This is a genomic window from Phocaeicola sartorii JCM 17136 = DSM 21941 (genome assembly GCF_054653615.1).
Genome location: NZ_BAAIFW010000006.1, coordinates 886,021 through 902,831 on the forward strand (window position 1 = coordinate 886,021; position 16,811 = coordinate 902,831).

At 46.9% G+C, this 16,811-nt stretch carries 13 protein-coding genes and 1 pseudogene; 6 read left to right on the top strand and 8 right to left on the bottom strand.

Going from position 1 to position 16,811, the window contains the following annotated elements; genetic code table 11:
* Positions 1 to 50 precede the first annotated feature (50 nt).
* Positions 51 to 217, bottom strand: a pseudogene (locus ACYQ0C_RS20635) (helix-turn-helix domain-containing protein); the annotation flags it as partial.
* Positions 218 to 890: 673 nt separating this feature from the next.
* Between ACYQ0C_RS20635 and ACYQ0C_RS20640 the strand changes: the two are divergent.
* From ACYQ0C_RS20640 to ACYQ0C_RS20655, 4 genes are all read left to right on the top strand, one after another.
* Positions 891 to 1,796 (top strand): metal ABC transporter solute-binding protein, Zn/Mn family, encoded by a 906-nt coding sequence (locus ACYQ0C_RS20640; RefSeq protein WP_016274720.1) that lies wholly within the window; start codon positions 891 to 893, stop codon positions 1,794 to 1,796.
* A 9-nt stretch (positions 1,797 to 1,805) separates the two neighbouring features.
* On the top strand, positions 1,806 to 2,573 hold the full coding sequence (locus ACYQ0C_RS20645) for a metal ABC transporter ATP-binding protein (RefSeq protein WP_016274721.1): 768 nt from the start codon (positions 1,806 to 1,808) through the stop codon (positions 2,571 to 2,573).
* Between the two features lie 383 nt (positions 2,574 to 2,956).
* Entirely contained in the window at positions 2,957 to 6,361 is a 3,405-nt protein-coding gene (locus ACYQ0C_RS20650) for a glycosyltransferase family 117 protein (RefSeq protein ID WP_016274722.1), read from the top strand.
* 71 nt (positions 6,362 to 6,432) lie between these two features.
* Entirely contained in the window at positions 6,433 to 7,044 is a 612-nt protein-coding gene (locus ACYQ0C_RS20655; RefSeq protein WP_016274723.1) for a polysaccharide deacetylase family protein, read from the top strand.
* A 60-nt stretch (positions 7,045 to 7,104) separates the two neighbouring features.
* Here ACYQ0C_RS20655 and ACYQ0C_RS20660 read toward each other — a convergent pair whose 3' ends face one another.
* On the bottom strand, positions 7,105 to 8,277 hold the full coding sequence (locus ACYQ0C_RS20660) for a BT3233 family polysaccharide utilization protein (RefSeq protein ID WP_016274724.1): 1,173 nt from the start codon (positions 8,275 to 8,277) through the stop codon (positions 7,105 to 7,107).
* Between the two features lie 431 nt (positions 8,278 to 8,708).
* Between ACYQ0C_RS20660 and ACYQ0C_RS20665 the strand changes: the two genes are divergently transcribed.
* The gene (locus ACYQ0C_RS20665) at positions 8,709 to 9,932 is read left to right on the top strand and encodes a site-specific integrase (protein WP_016274725.1); all 1,224 of its coding nucleotides are present in this window, start codon (positions 8,709 to 8,711) and stop codon (positions 9,930 to 9,932) included.
* 21 nt (positions 9,933 to 9,953) lie between these two features.
* Positions 9,954 to 11,276 (top strand): site-specific integrase, encoded by a 1,323-nt coding sequence (locus ACYQ0C_RS20670; protein WP_016274726.1) that lies wholly within the window; start codon positions 9,954 to 9,956, stop codon positions 11,274 to 11,276.
* A gap of 58 nt (positions 11,277 to 11,334) precedes the next feature.
* On the opposite strand, the gene ACYQ0C_RS20675 is transcribed toward ACYQ0C_RS20670, so the two are convergent.
* The 6 genes from ACYQ0C_RS20675 to ACYQ0C_RS20700 all read right to left on the bottom strand — a co-directional run bounded on the left by ACYQ0C_RS20675 (position 11,335) and on the right by ACYQ0C_RS20700 (position 16,800).
* Positions 11,335 to 11,646, bottom strand: a complete 312-nt coding sequence (locus tag ACYQ0C_RS20675) for a helix-turn-helix domain-containing protein (RefSeq protein ID WP_016273983.1) — start codon at positions 11,644 to 11,646, stop codon at positions 11,335 to 11,337.
* Entirely contained in the window at positions 11,643 to 11,936 is a 294-nt protein-coding gene (locus ACYQ0C_RS20680) for a helix-turn-helix domain-containing protein (protein WP_016274727.1), read from the bottom strand. Before ACYQ0C_RS20680 ends, ACYQ0C_RS20675 begins: the two co-directional genes overlap by 4 nt.
* 32 nt (positions 11,937 to 11,968) lie before the next feature.
* The gene (locus ACYQ0C_RS20685; protein ID WP_016274728.1) at positions 11,969 to 12,268 is read right to left on the bottom strand and encodes a helix-turn-helix domain-containing protein; all 300 of its coding nucleotides are present in this window, start codon (positions 12,266 to 12,268) and stop codon (positions 11,969 to 11,971) included.
* Positions 12,269 to 12,496: 228 nt separating this feature from the next.
* On the bottom strand, positions 12,497 to 12,913 hold the full coding sequence (locus tag ACYQ0C_RS20690) for a dihydrofolate reductase family protein (protein ID WP_016274729.1): 417 nt from the start codon (positions 12,911 to 12,913) through the stop codon (positions 12,497 to 12,499).
* A 286-nt stretch (positions 12,914 to 13,199) separates the two neighbouring features.
* The gene (locus tag ACYQ0C_RS20695; RefSeq protein ID WP_032941299.1) at positions 13,200 to 14,516 is read right to left on the bottom strand and encodes a sigma-54-dependent transcriptional regulator; all 1,317 of its coding nucleotides are present in this window, start codon (positions 14,514 to 14,516) and stop codon (positions 13,200 to 13,202) included.
* Positions 14,491 to 16,800, bottom strand: coding sequence for a hybrid sensor histidine kinase/response regulator (locus ACYQ0C_RS20700; RefSeq protein WP_016274731.1), 2,310 nt, complete (start codon positions 16,798 to 16,800; stop codon positions 14,491 to 14,493). The genes ACYQ0C_RS20695 and ACYQ0C_RS20700 overlap by 26 nt, the downstream gene beginning before the upstream one ends.
* Positions 16,801 to 16,811 lie beyond the last annotated feature (11 nt).

Sequence of the window (16,811 nt, forward strand, 5' to 3'; positions counted from 1 at the left end):
TTAAATTTATAAATTTAAAAAACTAAAAATTGGTTATACATATACTGTTATAAAAGATACAATATACCTTTATATATAAGGTGATGCCTGCCGGACGAACATCCGACAGTGACGAGAACTGCGCCATCCACTCACGACCGGTGGCACGATAGAGCAATGCCTTCTGCCTTACAGAAGTGCTGCTCGTCTTTTTACGTCTCAGAAACAGGTATTCCATCTAAACTCGTTATTCGTTCTTATTGGCTTTTTATATCGATCTCTTGGTAAGAGATCGATAATTAGACAATAACAAGCTTTAAATCAAGATATTAACCATACATATACAAGGTTAAACCAGAACTGGCAGAACCAGAGGAAATACTTTTTTTCACAATATTCCATATTTTTTCCGCGAAAAGTGTACTAGTTATCAAAACTTTCCTTATTTTTGCACGTGAAATGTCGATCTCTTACCAAGAGATTTATACTTTTTCATCTTCCAGACATACAATAACCCATTGATTTTCAATCATCCACAACAAATTCACACTTCCTTCCTTAACATATAGTAAGACAAATACATGAAACAAAGATTGAAAGGATTTTTTTACAATTCTTATTCTTCACGAATACGAGAGCCTTATATGGCATCTTAAAAAGATTGATAAACGATAAGACACTTCCCACAAAATATAAAGCGCATATTATAGAGAACTATAAAGACTGCATAGAATGCCATATAGAATCTCTTACTTGAAACTAAGGCTTCTCATACAGCCACAGAGCGGCCGCATGAAAAGCCTTAAACATACTGAAATTGTTTATCAATTGAGCAATTTGGGGAGTATTTGTACCTGATTAATGAGCAATTTGCGTATATTTGTTGTTACTAAACAGAAAAAACAACATTCATGAGAACCAGACATCACATATTCTCTCAATCGCATCCCGGCAGAAGCATCCTTTATTCATGCTGCATGGCACTGATAATGTGCCTGTTTACCGCCTGTGACAGCAAACAGTCCACATCCGGGAAACCGACCCTGACTGTCACCCTGGAACCCTTGCGCTATTTCACAGAAACCATTGCGGGCGATAAATTCAAGGTAACCAGCATGGTTCCGAAAGGAAGCAGCCCAGAAACCTACGACCCTACTCCCCAACAACTGGTCAATCTGGATAAAAGCACCGCCTATCTGCGCATCGGCCATATCGGTTTCGAACAAGCCTGGATGGACAAGCTGACCACGAACGCCCCTCATCTAAAAGTATTCGATACCTCAAAAGGGATAGACCCCATCTATGAAACAGGGCACAGCCACGGCGACCACCATCACGAAGGGGGTATAGAGCCACATATATGGAATTCCGCACGCAATGCCTCAGTAATCGCCCGTAACATCTACGCCGCCCTGAGCGAACTGGACAGTGCGAACGAACCTTATTACAAGCATCGTCTGGACAGTCTGCAACAAATTATCGCACAGACAGATACGGAAGTCCGTGAGCGATTACAGCATGCCGGCACCACTTTCCTGATCTATCATCCGGCACTCAGTTATTTTGCCCGGGACTACGGATTAAAGCAAATCAGCATAGAGGAAGGAGGAAAAGAACCCTCACCCGCCCATCTGAAAGAACTGATAGAAACCTGCCGCCGCGACAACGCCCGGGTTATTTTTGTCCAGCAGGAATTCGATACCCGCAATGCCCGGCTGATAGCAAATGAGCTGGGAGTCACCGTTGTTCCCATTAATCCGCTAAGTTACGAGTGGCGGGAAGAGATGATCAATGTAGCCAATGCACTTGCCAAATAACAGAGCCTTATGACGAATCCCATTATACAACTTACAGATATCTCCGCCTCTTACGATGAGAAGACAGTGCTGAGCCACGTCAATCTCACGGTATATGAACGTGACTTTCTCGGTGTGATCGGCCCCAATGGCGGCGGAAAGACCACACTGATCAAGATCATACTAGGACTGCTGAAGCCTGCTTCGGGCAGTGTCCGTTTCTATAAGAACGAAAAAGAAGTACCCGAAATGACCATGGGATATTTGCCACAATACAACAGCATTGACAAGAAATTCCCCATCTCCGTATATGAGGTGGTCTTATCGGGACTCAACAAACAGAAGTCCCTGTTCCACCGTTACACTCCCGGACAGCACGAACTGACAAACCGGATTATTGCCCGTATGGGGCTGGAAGGTTTGGAAAACCGTGCCATCGGCGAACTGAGCGGAGGGCAACTGCAACGCGCGCTCTTGGGACGCGCCTTGGTTTCAAATCCTGAGGTTGTCATTCTGGATGAGCCCAATACCTACATTGACAAACGGTTTGAGGCCAAACTCTACTCCCTGCTGGAAGAAATCAACCAGGAACGGGCCATCATCCTGGTAAGCCATGATATAGGCACTGTGCTGCAAAATGTAAAAACCATAGCGTGCGTCAACGAAACGCTGGATTATCATCCCGATACGGAAGTACCCACCGAATGGCTGGAAGAGCATTTCGGATGCCCCATCGAACTGTTAGGACATGGGAATTTTCCTCATCGCATCTTGAAATGCCATCATCACGACGAATAAATCCGATGATCGTAGCCGAAGCTTTTTATGCGGCAGGTTAAACCCTATCCACCTTATCAGCAAGCTGTTTCTTACGGTAGTCCGCTGTAGTGGTCTATACCGGTTTACCGCACAAAAAAACTTAACCCAGCCATCAATCAAGCTGGATCATAGAGTAGAAAAAAGTCAGGAATCTGACGATTCCCTCCGCCTGTACAAACTGAAATTTCAGAACACAGTGTACAGACCAGCTATAAAATATAGAAATTCCGTTAAGGGCTGAAAGAAACATTTTCTGCCGCATTCCCTAAGGATAACACTAAATAACAGACCATTGTACCCCTATTCCAACTTTCTTTCGTATCTTTGCGCCCATTGAACGTTAACGAAACAATAATATATTCATGAAACAGTACAAATTAGTCAACAACCTGGTAGGTTGGTTAGCTTTTGCCATCGCAGCCTATACTTACTGCATGACGATAGAACCAACAGCCAGTTTCTGGGATTGTCCGGAGTTCATCACCACCGGCTATAAATTAGAGGTAGGCCACCCGCCCGGTGCACCCTTTTTTATGCTCACCGCCAACTTATTCAGCCAGTTTACAAGCGACCCCAGCCAGGTAGCCCGGATGGTCAACACCATGAGCGCCCTGATGAGTGCGGCTTGTATCTTATTCCTCTTCTGGAGTATAACCCATCTGGTGAAAAAACTGATATGCCCCGATGACAACGAGATGACTCTGAGTAAACTCATTACCATCATGGGTTCCGGACTGGTGGGAGCTTTGGCTTATACATGGAGCGACACCTTCTGGTTCAGTGCCGTAGAAGGCGAGGTGTACGCTTACTCCAGCCTCTTCACCGCAGTCGTATTCTGGTTGATCTTAAAATGGGAGTCCGTTGCCAACGAGCCTCACAGCGACCGCTGGCTGGTTCTGATCGCTTATCTGACCGGACTTTCCATCGGTGTGCACTTGCTGAACTTATTGTGTATTCCGGCCATTGTACTGGTGTACTATTATAAAAAGAATCCCGATGCCAACCTCAAAGGCAGCCTGTTGGCACTGGCAGGTTCCATGGTACTGGTTGCGGCCGTGTTATACGGTATCGTACCGGGCGTAGTAAAAGTGGGAGGATGGTTCGAACTGCTGTTTGTCAACAGTTTCGGAATGCCTTTCAACAGCGGTCTGATAGTCTACATCATTCTGCTCGCCGCATCCATTATCTGGGGCGTCTGCGAAAGCTATACGGAAAAGAGCCGCAAACGCATGAACATCTCCTTCATGGTAACAATCGCCATGCTGGGCATCCCCTTTTATGGGTACGGATGGAGCAGCGCCTTGATAGGCATTATCATATTAGGAGTCTTGGGCGTTTATCTGTTTGCTGATTTGAACAAGAAATATCAGATCAGCGCACGTACTTTAAACACCTCTTTGCTGTGCATCATGATGATTATGGTAGGATACTCCTCATACGCCTTGATTGTGATCCGTTCTACCGCCAATACTCCGATGGACCAGAACTCTCCGGAGGACATCTTCACTTTAGGCGAATACCTGGGCCGCGAGCAATATGGAACCCGTCCTTTGTTCTATGGACAGACATACGCCTCCAAACCGGCACTGAAAGAAGTGGACGGAGGATGTGTATATGATGTGACGGAAGGCGCTCCCGTCTATCAACGGAAAGAGAAAGCGACTCCCGATGAAAAAGACAGCTACGAAATAGTACGTCATAAAACTGATTACAAGTATGCACAAAATATGCTCTTCCCGCGCATGTACAGCGACGCACACGCACAGGCCTACGAAGACTGGCTGGGCGGCATCAAAGGCGTGCAGGTTCCTTACGACCAGTGCGGACAGATGGTGATGGTTAAAATCCCGACCCAATGGGACAACATCAAGTTCTTCTTTATCTACCAGCTGAACTACATGTACTGGAGATATTTCATGTGGAACTTTGCCGGACGCCAGAATGACATACAGGGACAAGGTGAAATAGAGCATGGCAACTGGATTACCGGAATACCGTTTGTGGACAAGTTCCTGGTGGGCGACCAAAGCCTGCTCCCCTCCGACCTGAAAAACAACAAAGGGCACAATGTATTCTATTGCCTGCCGTTGATTCTGGGACTTATCGGTCTGTTCTGGCAGGCTTACAAGACAAGACGTATCACGGCTCCGAATGGGGAAGAGATAGAAGAACCGGTAGGTATCCAGCAATTCTGGATTGTATTCTTCCTGTTCTTCATGACCGGTCTGGCCATCGTGCTTTATTTGAACCAGACACCGATGCAGCCCCGCGAACGCGACTATGCATACGCAGGTTCATTCTATGCATTTGCCATCTGGATAGGCATGGGTGTGGCGGGTATTGCCCAATGGCTGCAAGGCAAACTGGGTGAGAAACCGGCTTCCGTCATTGCAACTGTAGTTTGTCTGTTCGTACCCATCCAAATGGTGAGCCAGACGTGGGACGACCACGACCGCAGCAACCGTTATGTGGCACGCGACTTCGGACAAAACTACCTGAGCACCGTACAGGAAGAAGGTAACCCGATTATCTTTACCAATGGTGACAACGATACTTTCCCCTTGTGGTACAACCAGGAAACGGAAGGTTTCCGTACCGATGTACGTGTATGTAACCTGAGTTACCTGCAAACAGACTGGTACATCGACCAAATGAAGCGTCAGGCATACGACTCTCCGGCAGTACCTATCGAATGGAGCCGTCTGGAATATGTACAGGGGCATAATGAAGGAGTGGCTGTACGCCCGGAAGTGATGGAAAGCATCAATAACTTCTACAAGCAGAATCCGGAAGAAGCCGCCAAAGAATTCGGAGACAACCCGTATGAATTGAAAAATATTCTGAAATACTGGGTACGCTCACCCAAAGAAGGTTTACAGCTGATACCGACGGACAGCATCGTCATCAAGCTGGACAAGGAGGCAGTGAAACGCTCGGGCATGATGATTCCCGACTCTCTGCATGGTGAAATCCCCGATTACATGAGTATCTCCCTGAAAGGCAAACGTATGCTGTACAAGAGCGAGCTGATGATGCTTGAGATGCTGGCAAATACCAACTGGGAACGTCCGTTATACATGGCTATTACGGTGGGTAGCGACAACCATCTGAATTTAGGCAACAACTTCATGCAGGAAGGTCTTGCCTACCGCATCACCCCGTTCAACACCACCCAGCTGAACGCACGCATCGACAGCGAGAAAATGTACGACAATCTGATGAACAAGTTCAAGTTCGGAGGAATTGACAACCCGGATATCTACATTGACGAAACTGTGATGCGTATGTGCCAGACCCACCGCCGTATGTTTATACAGCTGGCTACCCAGTTGATAAAAGAAGGCAAGAAAGACAAGGCGTTGAAAGCCCTTGACTACTGTTCGGAAGTAATCCCGAGCACCACTGTACCCCACGATTACATCATGAGCAGTTCGAAAGAAATGGCCGATGATTATCTGGCGTTAGGTGAAAAAGAAAAGGGAGAAGCCATTCTGAATGATCTGGCAAACAAAGCGGTGGAATACATCACCTGGTACCTGAGTCTGGATGACCAACGTCTGCAAGGTTCATACGAGGACTGTCTGCGCAATTTCTATATTCTGGATGAGATCAACAAGAGCCTTGCCCGCGCAAATGCTGCCGGCGGTGTACAAGGTGAAGGTGAACAGCAGAAAAAATCAGATATGGCAAGCCACTATGCCAAGAAGTTTGAAGACCTCTATGAAGTGTTCAACAAACGTGTAGGCGGCGGGGCAGCCAAAAAGTAAATAAAAGGTGTGGATTCACCACAGAATCCACACCTTTATATTTGTATAACCAACAAAAGACACACACATTCATGTTTATAGAACAACCCCCGCTGATACTCCGCTGGCTCTATCCACGCGCCTTCTGGCGAATGGACAAGCATGAAAAAGCGGTCTATCTGACTTTCGATGACGGGCCGATTCCCGAGATCACACCGTGGGTACTCGATTTATTAGACAAATACAAGATCAAGGCTACCTTCTTTCTGGTGGGCGACAATGTGCGCAAGCACCCCAAGGAATTCCAAATGATTGTAGAACGGGGACATCGTTTGGGAAATCATACATTCAACCATATCCGAGGATTCGAATACCGGAGCAAGAACTATCTGGCCAATACGGACAAAGCCAATGAACTGATCCATACCAACCTGTTCCGTCCGCCACATGGTCACATGCGCTGGATGCAGTACATGGTGCTGCGACATAAATACCAGATCGTGATGTGGGACTTGGTTACCCGTGACTATAGCAACAAACTGAATGGAAGACAGGTGCTGAGGAAAGTAAAACACTATGTGCGGAATGGCTCCATCATTACCTTCCATGATTCCATCAAAGCAGAGAAAAACATGAAATATGCCTTGCCCCGTGCCATAGAATGGCTGTTGGAACAAGGCTATGAGTTCAAGGTCTTTGACTGATAAGGTCAAATACCTTGTCTTCTTGTGGCGCATACATACGCATACTCTCTTGCGTATGTATTATTTTATGGCAACCTCCAATGGATTACGTACCTTCTGAGCATATTCTTCCAGATATTTGTTCCAGTCGGTATCGGCTTCGAAACCATATTTGCTCCACCCTGAACCCCAGTAATAAATATACTCGGATCCCGGCTCATACTCACTGGCCGCCAGCACATGCCCCAAAGCGCCCCCACGTTCTTTCTGTTCCTTTTCGGAGAACACTTGGGTAAACGCTCCTTTTATAGTAGCCGGAAATACGGCACCTACATAAATCACTCCATTGTTATTGGCCGCATTCTCCGTAGAGTCCGCATAGGCTATATAGCCCGCACCTGCATCAAAACTATATCCCATCGGGTTCTGCTTGTGCAACACGATGCCGGTCACCACCGGAGTGGTTGCCTGCAGATTGTCAAAAGTAACCACCGTCTTGTTCAATTGCGATCCCTTGTCCAAGGAAATGACACGCGTCTCGGTCACAGTTGAATCCCCTTTTACAACCAAAGGATTATAGACCAGCTTGACAGTGAACCGGAGCGGACCGTTATCCAATATTTCACAGTCCTTGTAACAATAAGGATAAATAATGGTACTGTCGGGGAACAAAGCGGCTGTTCCGCCCCCCAAAGTCGGACCTACCGCATAACAATCCATACCGTTTCCATGATCTACGTGATAGGAGATTTTCCGGTTCAAATCGCCGTCATAACGATCTTCCACTACCGGTTCGGGTACATTCTTAGTCCAGATGTCATAGCCAAAAGCACGCTCGCCCTTCTCCTGCAAGGCAGGACCGTAGGCACGATAAGCGGCACGGTCATTCTCCCATGCCATATCATCCAGACGTTCGGGGTATTGGCGTCCGCAAGCAACCACATCCACCGGCTGCGGAGTTCCTTCCGCAATCGTATAAACAGCCGAAGCATCCCCTTTTACCGAAGCAGGGAAAATAAGCATATCGTCGTATGTTATCTGATAAGGTACTTCCAGGCCGTTCTCGTCCGATACGATGACCTGTGCCGTATCGGGTAATTGTAGTTTGCCTGTTATTTCAGCCATAGAGATTTCTACCATCTCCCCATTTCTGTCAATGGAAAGCGGATTGGTTATAGTGACAGTCACCGGCTCCTTCTGCGAACAGGAGAACATGGCTAATGCCGTTGCGACTGCTAAAAAGATTTTTCTCATACTATTTATTTTTTGTCGGACTGAAAGACAAAAATACGAAGAATTCGCGAGACTATGGCAATAAATGGGGAATAAAGTAATGTGTTGAGAGTTAGGAGAGATCGGCGTTGTTCGTCCGAAGGGTGCATTCGGCGGAAAATTCGGTTTTTGGAAGGGTTAGGAGATTGAATCGCTACCTATCCGTTGCCTTTTTCATGTCCGGAATTCCGGTCTTGAAGACGGTTTTGCCGATGGATGATTATCCCTGTTTTATGCCATAGAACCCGCTTGTCAGGCATCTTTGCTACTACAAATTTAGCGATTTTTCCCGGCAATGCGAAGAAATATAGGCTCCGGGATGGCCTCTGTGATTCCTATTCGTGGTTCCGCTACGTTTTGCATACCTTCAAATGGCTCTATATCAGTTAATTTTGCAAACAAAGAATAGAGTTATGAAAAAGAGCGGATTAAAGGTTTCGTTCTACCTTAAAAAGAGCGAGATATCGGAAGACGGCCTGTGCCCGGTGATGGGGCGCATAAATGTCGGCAGATACTCGGAGGCGGCTTTCAGCGCGAAGCTCTCGGCTTCGCCGAAAGCGTGGATGCTCGGCCGGGCCACCGGCAAGAGTGCCGCATCGAGGAAAATCAACCGTCAGCTTGACGAAATCAGGGCAAGCGCACTTTCCGTGTATCAGGAACTGTCGGCTGTGCGCATGGTCGTGACCGCCGATGATGTGAAGTGCCAGATACAGGGCATGGCTTTCGGCCAGGAGACACTGATGGGATATTTCGGAACGTTCATAGAGAACTTCGCGAAACGTGTCGGAGCGAACCGGGCCCGAGCCACACTGAAATCCTACCGTTACACATACAAATGCCTGTCAACATTTCTGGAAACGGAATACAAACTGTCGGACATACCGTTCACGGCTCTCGACCGCTCCTTCATCGACAGATATGACGTCTACCTGCGAACCCAGCGCCGGCTTGCCACATCCACCGTTGGGTTTCATGCCACACGTCTGAAGATGATAGTGTCGGAGGCTATCACCGACGGCATCATAACCGCCGACCCTTTTGCCGGATACGAGGCGGAGAAGCCGCAGCGTGAGCAGAAGTACCTCACATCGGAGGAACTTCACCGGATTATGACGACACCGCTCCATGACAGCCGCCTGTACCATGTCCGCGACCTCTTCCTGTTCTCCTGCTATACAGGCATCCCATACGGAGATATTTGTCTTCTGACGGAAGACAACCTTGAAACAACCGAGGACGGTACGGTCTGGATCAGGTCTTCGCGCAAAAAGACGAAGATGGACTATGAGATACCGTTGCTTGAACTGCCGCTGAGGATTATAGAGAAATACCGGGGAATGGCGCCGGAAGGCAGACTGTTACCGATGTACGGAAACTCCACCCTGAACGATTATCTGAAAAAGATTGCCAAAATCTGCGGCATCGGGCGCAGGCTTGTCTATCATTGCGCCCGGCATACCTACGCCACCGAAATCACGCTGGCGCACGGTGTGCCGCTTGAAACCGTCAGCCGCATGCTGGGACATAGCCGGATTACGACGACGCAGATCTACGCCAAGGTGACCGATGACAAAATCGGCACAGACACCGAGGACCTTGACAGCAGGATAGCGTCACGCTTCACTGTCGCCATTTAACAATCACAAATCTTCATAGTCATGAAAAAGAATAAGGACTGCAATACGCCGAAACGGCGCAGCACATTCGCCGTACTCTTCTACATCAACCGGACAAAGATCCGTAAGGACGGAACATGCCAGCTTCTTTGCAAGGTCAGCATAGATGCCGAATGGGAGCAGATAGGGACGAAAGTGTCTGTGAATCCCGACATCTGGAATCCCGAGAAAGGCCGTGCCGACGGGCGCAGCGCCAACGCTGTCACTGTCAACCGCGCCATAGACTCTCTTACAGCCGAGATAAACGGGCATTACGAGGATATAAGACGCAGCCTTGGCTTCGTCACAGCCGAACTTGTGAAAAACGCCACGAAGGGCATCGGACGCAAGCCGTCAACACTTCTGGCTCTTTTCCGGGAGCATAACGAGGAGTTTCACAAGCGTGTGGGCGTTGACCGCACCAAGGAATCATACGAGAGCTATATCAATTCCTACCGTCACCTGTCGGCATTTGTGACCGAGAAACGGGATATGGAGGATGTTCCGCTCCGCGCGCTTGACAGGTCTTTCTATGACGATTTCGAGGTATTCCTCGGCGCAGACCGCGGGCTCAGACCCAAATCGGTTCACGAACACCTGTACCGTCTGAAGAAGATGACGATGCGTGCCGTCAGCCAGGGCACGCTCCGCCGTGACCCTTATGCGAGGCTTCATCCCCCGTTGCCACGGCGCAAGAGCCGCCACATGAGGCTTGACGACCTGAAACTGCTTATGGGAAAGCAGATAGATGCTCCGAACCTCCAACGGGTGCGCGACTGGTTCATCTTCTCGACTTTCACTGGGCTGGCATACGCGGATCTCAAACGGCTGTCGGAGGATGACATATCACAGGCTCCCGACGGAACATGGTGGATACATGTGAACAGACAAAAGACAGGCAGCCGCTCGGCGATACGCCTGCTTGACATCCCAATGCGGATAATGGAGAAATACCGGGATGAGCGGCAAGAGGGTAAGATTTTCAACCTGTATAGCAGAACCTATTTGATAAAACTTACCCGGCAGCTCGGCGAGAAATACGGTTTCTATCTCACATTTCACAAGGCGAGACATAATTTTGGAACACATATCACCCTTTCGATGGGTGTGCCGATTGAGACTGTCAGCCGCATGATGGGACACAAGAGCATTACCACGACCCAGATTTACGCCCAGGTGACCGACCGCAAGGTGGATGAGGACATGAAGCGTCTGCGTATGCAGGCATCCGGCTCTGGAATCACCCTGATAGACGAAAGCCAGGACAAGGAGATGACAAAGAGAAGGAAGTATAATTTCAGGAACAAGACGGGGAACGGCCTGTGATTGCAGACCGTTCCCGCCTATGTTTGATAGTGGCGCATATTGCGGAACTTAGCGGCTCTTACAGCCACTTCTGTTCCTCCACGCATTTTCGGTGCGCCTTTTCAAGAAGGCTCTGTATCTCGGATTCCCGGTACAGGGCCTTTCCCTGTACAATGTAGTAAGGGATAAGACGCGCGGTACGGTATTCCTGCAAGGTGCGCCGGCTCACTTTCAGCAGGCGCGACAGCTCCTCGTCAGTAAGGAACCTGTCCCCCTTGAACATGGGGCGTGCGACCGATTCAACTTGTCCGAGTGCCTGCCCGATGTTTCCGAGGCGGCGCAACAGGTCCGCCACACGCGGATCCTGCCTGTCGATAAAATAATGGCTCATAGCTGTGATGTGTTTGGGTGATACGACGACTGTAATAGTCTCTCTACATCCTCCGGACGGTAGAAGAGCTTGTTCCTGATGCGGCTGAACGGCAGGATGCCTTTGTCGCGGTAGGTCTGCAAGGTGCGCTTTGAGATTCCGAGGATGTTGCACACATCCTCGTTGTCGAGCCATTTCTTAAGGCCGATGTCCTCATGCTTACGGCTCAGCAGTTCGGATTTTTCCTCGATTTCCCTGATTCTGGCGAACAGGGCGTCGAAGGTTCTGATGTCCATGCTTATTATTTCCATGATGTTACGTTTTTTAGATTTTACGATATGTTTCAGCGGCTCACGGCGGCGGGTAGCGACTTCCCTTTCATCTGTAGGAAATCCTGTATCTCAGATGCCTTGTAGTAGGTGCGCCCGTCTATCATGTAATAGCGGATGAGTTTCTTCTGGCGATACCTCGCAAGGGTGCGCTTGGTGACGCCGAGCAACCGGCACAGGTCGTAGTTGTCGAGCAGCGTGTCGCCGTCCAGACAATCCTTGAGCTTGTTCATCCGCTCGAACGCTCGCTCCATCTTGTCAAAGCGTTCCATGAGGGAGGTAAACATCTTATGCACTGTTTCATTATATAGCATAGCTGATTTTTTTGATGTAAATGAATGTTTTTTCTTACACCGTGTTGCGCAATCGGTTATACTACATATATTGGCTAATGCCGTGCCACCGCCACCAAAAGGCATGACAAGACACCGATATTCATCAGAATATCAGTACGATAAAAAGATTCAAACGTAAAATGATGGAAATCAGAGGTCTTGCATTTTGCAAGACTTTCCGGCGGTATGCAATAGTCTATTGCGAGATTATCGCGCTTTGCGCCGGTAGATGTTTCGGCAAATCCCGTTCTTTAACCGGGTGGATTTGCTTAATATCCACCCTGACGGCACGCCGTTCTGAAAGGTATGGGTTCCTGTTCCTGCAATCTCAGGCAAAATATGGATTACCAGTTCGTCTATTATATTGTAACGGAAGAGCCGTGTCATAAGTTCCATACCGTCCAGATCAGACACTTCAGTGGTGTATATGCAGTATTTGTCGGCGCTGTCCTTGTCACACACAAGATCAAGGACCGGGTAATCCGCTTGGAGTGTGTATGTGCCTATGTCATGCCAGTGCCGGAACCCTTTGGCATCGGTCATAAGCCAATGCATACGGGGATTGTCGGCATCCGGGAGGAAACCGTCGATAGTCATTGCCGTTATGATGCGTACCGTTGCCATGTCGTTTCTCTATTATTTGCAAAAGAAAAAGCGCGGTGACTACGCTTTCAGACAGTGGCTCTGGTAAGCCAGTAAAGAGAAACGTAACACCACGCTATGACAAGGCATAGCACAAGTATTACGCAACAGTGCTCTTTACTTCAATTTACCAGATTTCTGTCTGAGACTCTTGCGAACTTATGTATGTAAAAGCAGGCATATCGGAACACGCCTACCTGTTTTTTCTATTTCACGCCCCAAAGTTACAAAAAAGTAGCGAGAAGGGCTGTATGTCAGGGCATAAATGTTACTCTATACCGTATTTGTTCATCTTGCGATATAATGTCGTAGGATTGATGTTGAGCATTCTCGCCGCTTTGGTCTTGTTGCCGTTGCATGATTCCAAGGTGCGGATAATCAGTTGCTTTTCTGCCTCGTCATCCTTGATCGGGCGCAAATCGGGAACGATTTTTGTGACATTATCACTTGTAGATTTACGGATATTCAAATCCGAGGCCGCAATAACGGGTACTTTGGAAATAAGAACTGCCCGACGCACCCGGTTCTGAAGCTCGCGGATGTTGCCGCTCCACGAGTGTGCCAGCATAAGCCGTTCGGCATCCGTGCTGAATCCGGAGGTCTCCTTGTGAAGTTCATCAGAGAACTTCTTGCGGAAGAATTCCGCAAGCGGGAGGATGTCTTCGGGACATTCCGCCAGAGATGGCTGGTGTATCTCGAACTCGCAAAGGCGGTGATAAAGATCCTCGCGAAAACGACCCTCGGTGATGGAATTCTCCATATCCTCGTTGGTCGCCGCGACTATGCGCACATCGGCACGGCGTTCTGAGTTCGCACCGACAGGCATATATACATTCTCCTGCAATACCCTAAGCAAAGATGATTGAGTGTGATAAGGGAGCGTGCCGATCTCGTCAAGAAAAAGCGTGCCGCCTTTCGCCGTGTCAAAATATCCTTTCTTGTCCGTATCTGCTCCTGTGAAAGCGCCTTTGACATGGCCGAAGAACATGGAGGCTATGAGTTCGGGCGGTATGGCGCCACAGTTCACCGCGACAAACGGCTCGTCTTTTCGTGGGCTGTTGAAATGAATGGTACGGGCTATGGACTCCTTGCCGGTTCCGTTGGCACCGAGAATCAGTACCGATATGTCAGCGGGGGCCACAAGCTCCGCCAGATGCAACGCCTCACGCGCCTTCGCGCTGTCACGCTTGAAAAGCCGTTCAAGCGAATGCTGTATGGTCACGGCCGGATGTACCAGTTCCTTCACAATCTCGAACAAGCACTCCCGGTGTACAGGTTTTGGCAGATAGTCCTTCGCGCCCATCTTTATGGCCTTGACGGCATCCGGATACGAAGCGTATTCCGTCATAATGACAACCGGAATGCCCGGCTTCTCTTTCTTCAGCCATGCAAGCAGGGACAGGCCGTCCCCTTCTGGCAGGCGTACGTCCGATAGTATCAGGTCAAAATCAGCTTTGCGTATAAGTCTGCGTGCCACGGCTGCATCTATTGCAGTCATGACTTCATATCCCTCGCGTGTGAGCCAGTCCTTCTGCATCTGCGATAAGGTTACGTTGTCTTCAACTATCAGTATCCTGCTCTTCATCCTTTAAAAGAATAATCTCTCGGTGTGCGTTGGCTCGTATATCAAAGATAATACGAGTTATTTCTCTAACGGAATTTGATATTATATTCCAAGAAGCATTCGATTTTTTTAGCTCTTCCCTCAAAATTTCCAACCGATCCGCCATAGATAACATTTCCCAAACAGGGTAAATTCTATGGATCACTTCACGTAACTTAATTTTATCATGATTTTCTGCGGCTTTCCTTAGCTCAGAAATATCGTTATCACAACTGGTCATTAAACTTTGCAGAATACTGATTTTATCTGTTGCTTCTAAAAGTAATATAGAAAAATCAATATGTTCACCATTTGCTTTATGAGGCATAATATTTGCAATATGTTCCAACAGTTCCTGCATGGAAAATGGTTTGAAAATGCTGCTTGCAAAACCATATTCAAGGAGCGCATCAATCTCACAATCACCTCGAGCCGTCATCGCTATAATTGGGATGTTCCGTGAATTGCCAATGTTTGATTTTCGTAGTAATTCAAATAGGGCAAAGCCATCTGTTCCCGGCATTTGAATATCTGACAATATCATGTCATAATCATGAGAACGCATTTCCTTTACAACATCTGATGCCGTTTTACATATAGTGCAACTTACCATATTGCGTTCAAGCATTTCTTTTATAATCTCAAGTTGTAATGGGTCATCATCAACGACCAGAACACTGTGAGGCATGTGCACAGGATTCGATTTTTGCATCTGTGAATTATTGACACAACTATCAGTTAATTTGAGTGGCAGAGTTACCTGAAATTCTGTACCTACTCCTTCTTTACTGGAAACATTTATCGTTCCACTAAGTAACGCAACAAGTCCTTTTGTAATGGTCAGCCCTAATCCAAATCCATCAATATTTTCTAAGTTATCTGCACGCTCGAATGGGCGAAAAATACGTTTGATGGTATTCTCACTCATCCCTATTCCGGTATCTCTAACGATCATATCCAAATTACCGTTACTATATGTAACAATAAATGCAACTTTACCGGTATGAGTAAATTTAACTGCATTGGACAATAAATTATCTGCAATCTGTTCTATCCTGTCTTCATCCCCCAAAACAGTCACATCCATATTCTTAAATTCAGCTTCAAAAACAAGTCCCTTGTTGTTAATAATATGACTGGCACCAGTAGATATGCGTTTCATCAAATCTCCAAGTCTAAAAGGAATATTATTAGAAGTCTCTTTTGCTTCGTTAAGACGATACATGTCAAGTAGATTATTGAGTAAATGTAATACATGACTACAGAGGATTTGGACGTTTTTAAGATAATTGTCGCGTTTCTTCTTTTCTCTTGTATCCAATGCCAATTCTGCGCTTCCTCCAATAATATTCAATGGGCCTCGTATATCATGAGATATAGTGAGAATGATTTTCTTACGCATCTCAAGCAAAAGATTATTTTGACGTATACTTTCTTCAAGTTTGTGCCGCGAACGTTCTTTCTGCCGAAAATCCCAAAGTATTACAATATAGGATAGGAGAAGAAGGACAATCAGTAATACAGTAAGACCGCCCATTTGTCTGTATGAGCGTTCACGCATAATGGAGATCTCATTCTCTCTGCATCGAAGATTATTACGGGACTTATCTTCAAGTTGCCGTATTATTTTATTAAGTTGGGTGTTCAACATCTTATTACGCTCCACAATGCTGTCGGTAAGTTCTGAAAGATGACGATTGTGATTTGCATATTGAGATATGGTATTACGGTTGAGTGTTTGAAGCATTGTAGATGTAGCTGTTGGAGATAATTCTTCTTTTTCCCCAAAAAAGCCAAGAAAACCTTTGCGTTTCGGTTTCCTTATCTGTTCCTGACTACTCGTTCGTGCAATAATTGGAATTTCTTTTGTTATTTTATCATTGGTTCTTTTTTGTTTAAAAATGACATCTGCAAGATTTAGCAATCCTTTGGCTTTATCATCAATTAATTGCCGTACGCTGTCAATATGTTCATTAGGATACATCTCATTGAAATGAAATAATATACTGTCAATCTTGATATGCTGTTTTTGATATTGTTCCTTATCCACATCATCCCAATTCAAGAACCCTTCACCAGCAAGAGAAAATTCAGAAAGGATCATATTGAAATCATTGATATCTTCTTGCAATTTGTTTGTTTCCCGATTTTGCTCTTCCAATTCTTCGAGTCTAACCCATTCATAATAATAGGAATAAATAATCATTCCTATTAAGATAAATATCAAGATATACCCTGATGTGACTATTTTACGTGCCAGACTCATACAATATTGTA

Bases quoted from the DNA above. Each gene is read 5' to 3' on its own strand.
- ACYQ0C_RS20640 (WP_016274720.1), top strand. From the start codon at position 891: ATGAGAACCAGACATCACATATTCTCTCAATCGCATCCCGGCAGAAGC.
- ACYQ0C_RS20645 (WP_016274721.1), top strand. From the start codon at position 1,806: ATGACGAATCCCATTATACAACTTACAGATATCTCCGCCTCTTACGAT.
- ACYQ0C_RS20650 (WP_016274722.1), top strand. From the start codon at position 2,957: ATGAAACAGTACAAATTAGTCAACAACCTGGTAGGTTGGTTAGCTTTT.
- ACYQ0C_RS20655 (WP_016274723.1), top strand. From the start codon at position 6,433: ATGTTTATAGAACAACCCCCGCTGATACTCCGCTGGCTCTATCCACGC.
- ACYQ0C_RS20660 (WP_016274724.1), bottom strand. From the start codon at position 8,277: ATGAGAAAAATCTTTTTAGCAGTCGCAACGGCATTAGCCATGTTCTCC.
- ACYQ0C_RS20665 (WP_016274725.1), top strand. From the start codon at position 8,709: ATGAAAAAGAGCGGATTAAAGGTTTCGTTCTACCTTAAAAAGAGCGAG.
- ACYQ0C_RS20670 (WP_016274726.1), top strand. From the start codon at position 9,954: ATGAAAAAGAATAAGGACTGCAATACGCCGAAACGGCGCAGCACATTC.
- ACYQ0C_RS20675 (WP_016273983.1), bottom strand. From the start codon at position 11,646: ATGAGCCATTATTTTATCGACAGGCAGGATCCGCGTGTGGCGGACCTG.
- ACYQ0C_RS20680 (WP_016274727.1), bottom strand. From the start codon at position 11,936: ATGGAAATAATAAGCATGGACATCAGAACCTTCGACGCCCTGTTCGCC.
- ACYQ0C_RS20685 (WP_016274728.1), bottom strand. From the start codon at position 12,268: ATGCTATATAATGAAACAGTGCATAAGATGTTTACCTCCCTCATGGAA.
- ACYQ0C_RS20690 (WP_016274729.1), bottom strand. From the start codon at position 12,913: ATGGCAACGGTACGCATCATAACGGCAATGACTATCGACGGTTTCCTC.
- ACYQ0C_RS20695 (WP_032941299.1), bottom strand. From the start codon at position 14,516: ATGAAGAGCAGGATACTGATAGTTGAAGACAACGTAACCTTATCGCAG.
- ACYQ0C_RS20700 (WP_016274731.1), bottom strand. From the start codon at position 16,800: ATGAGTCTGGCACGTAAAATAGTCACATCAGGGTATATCTTGATATTT.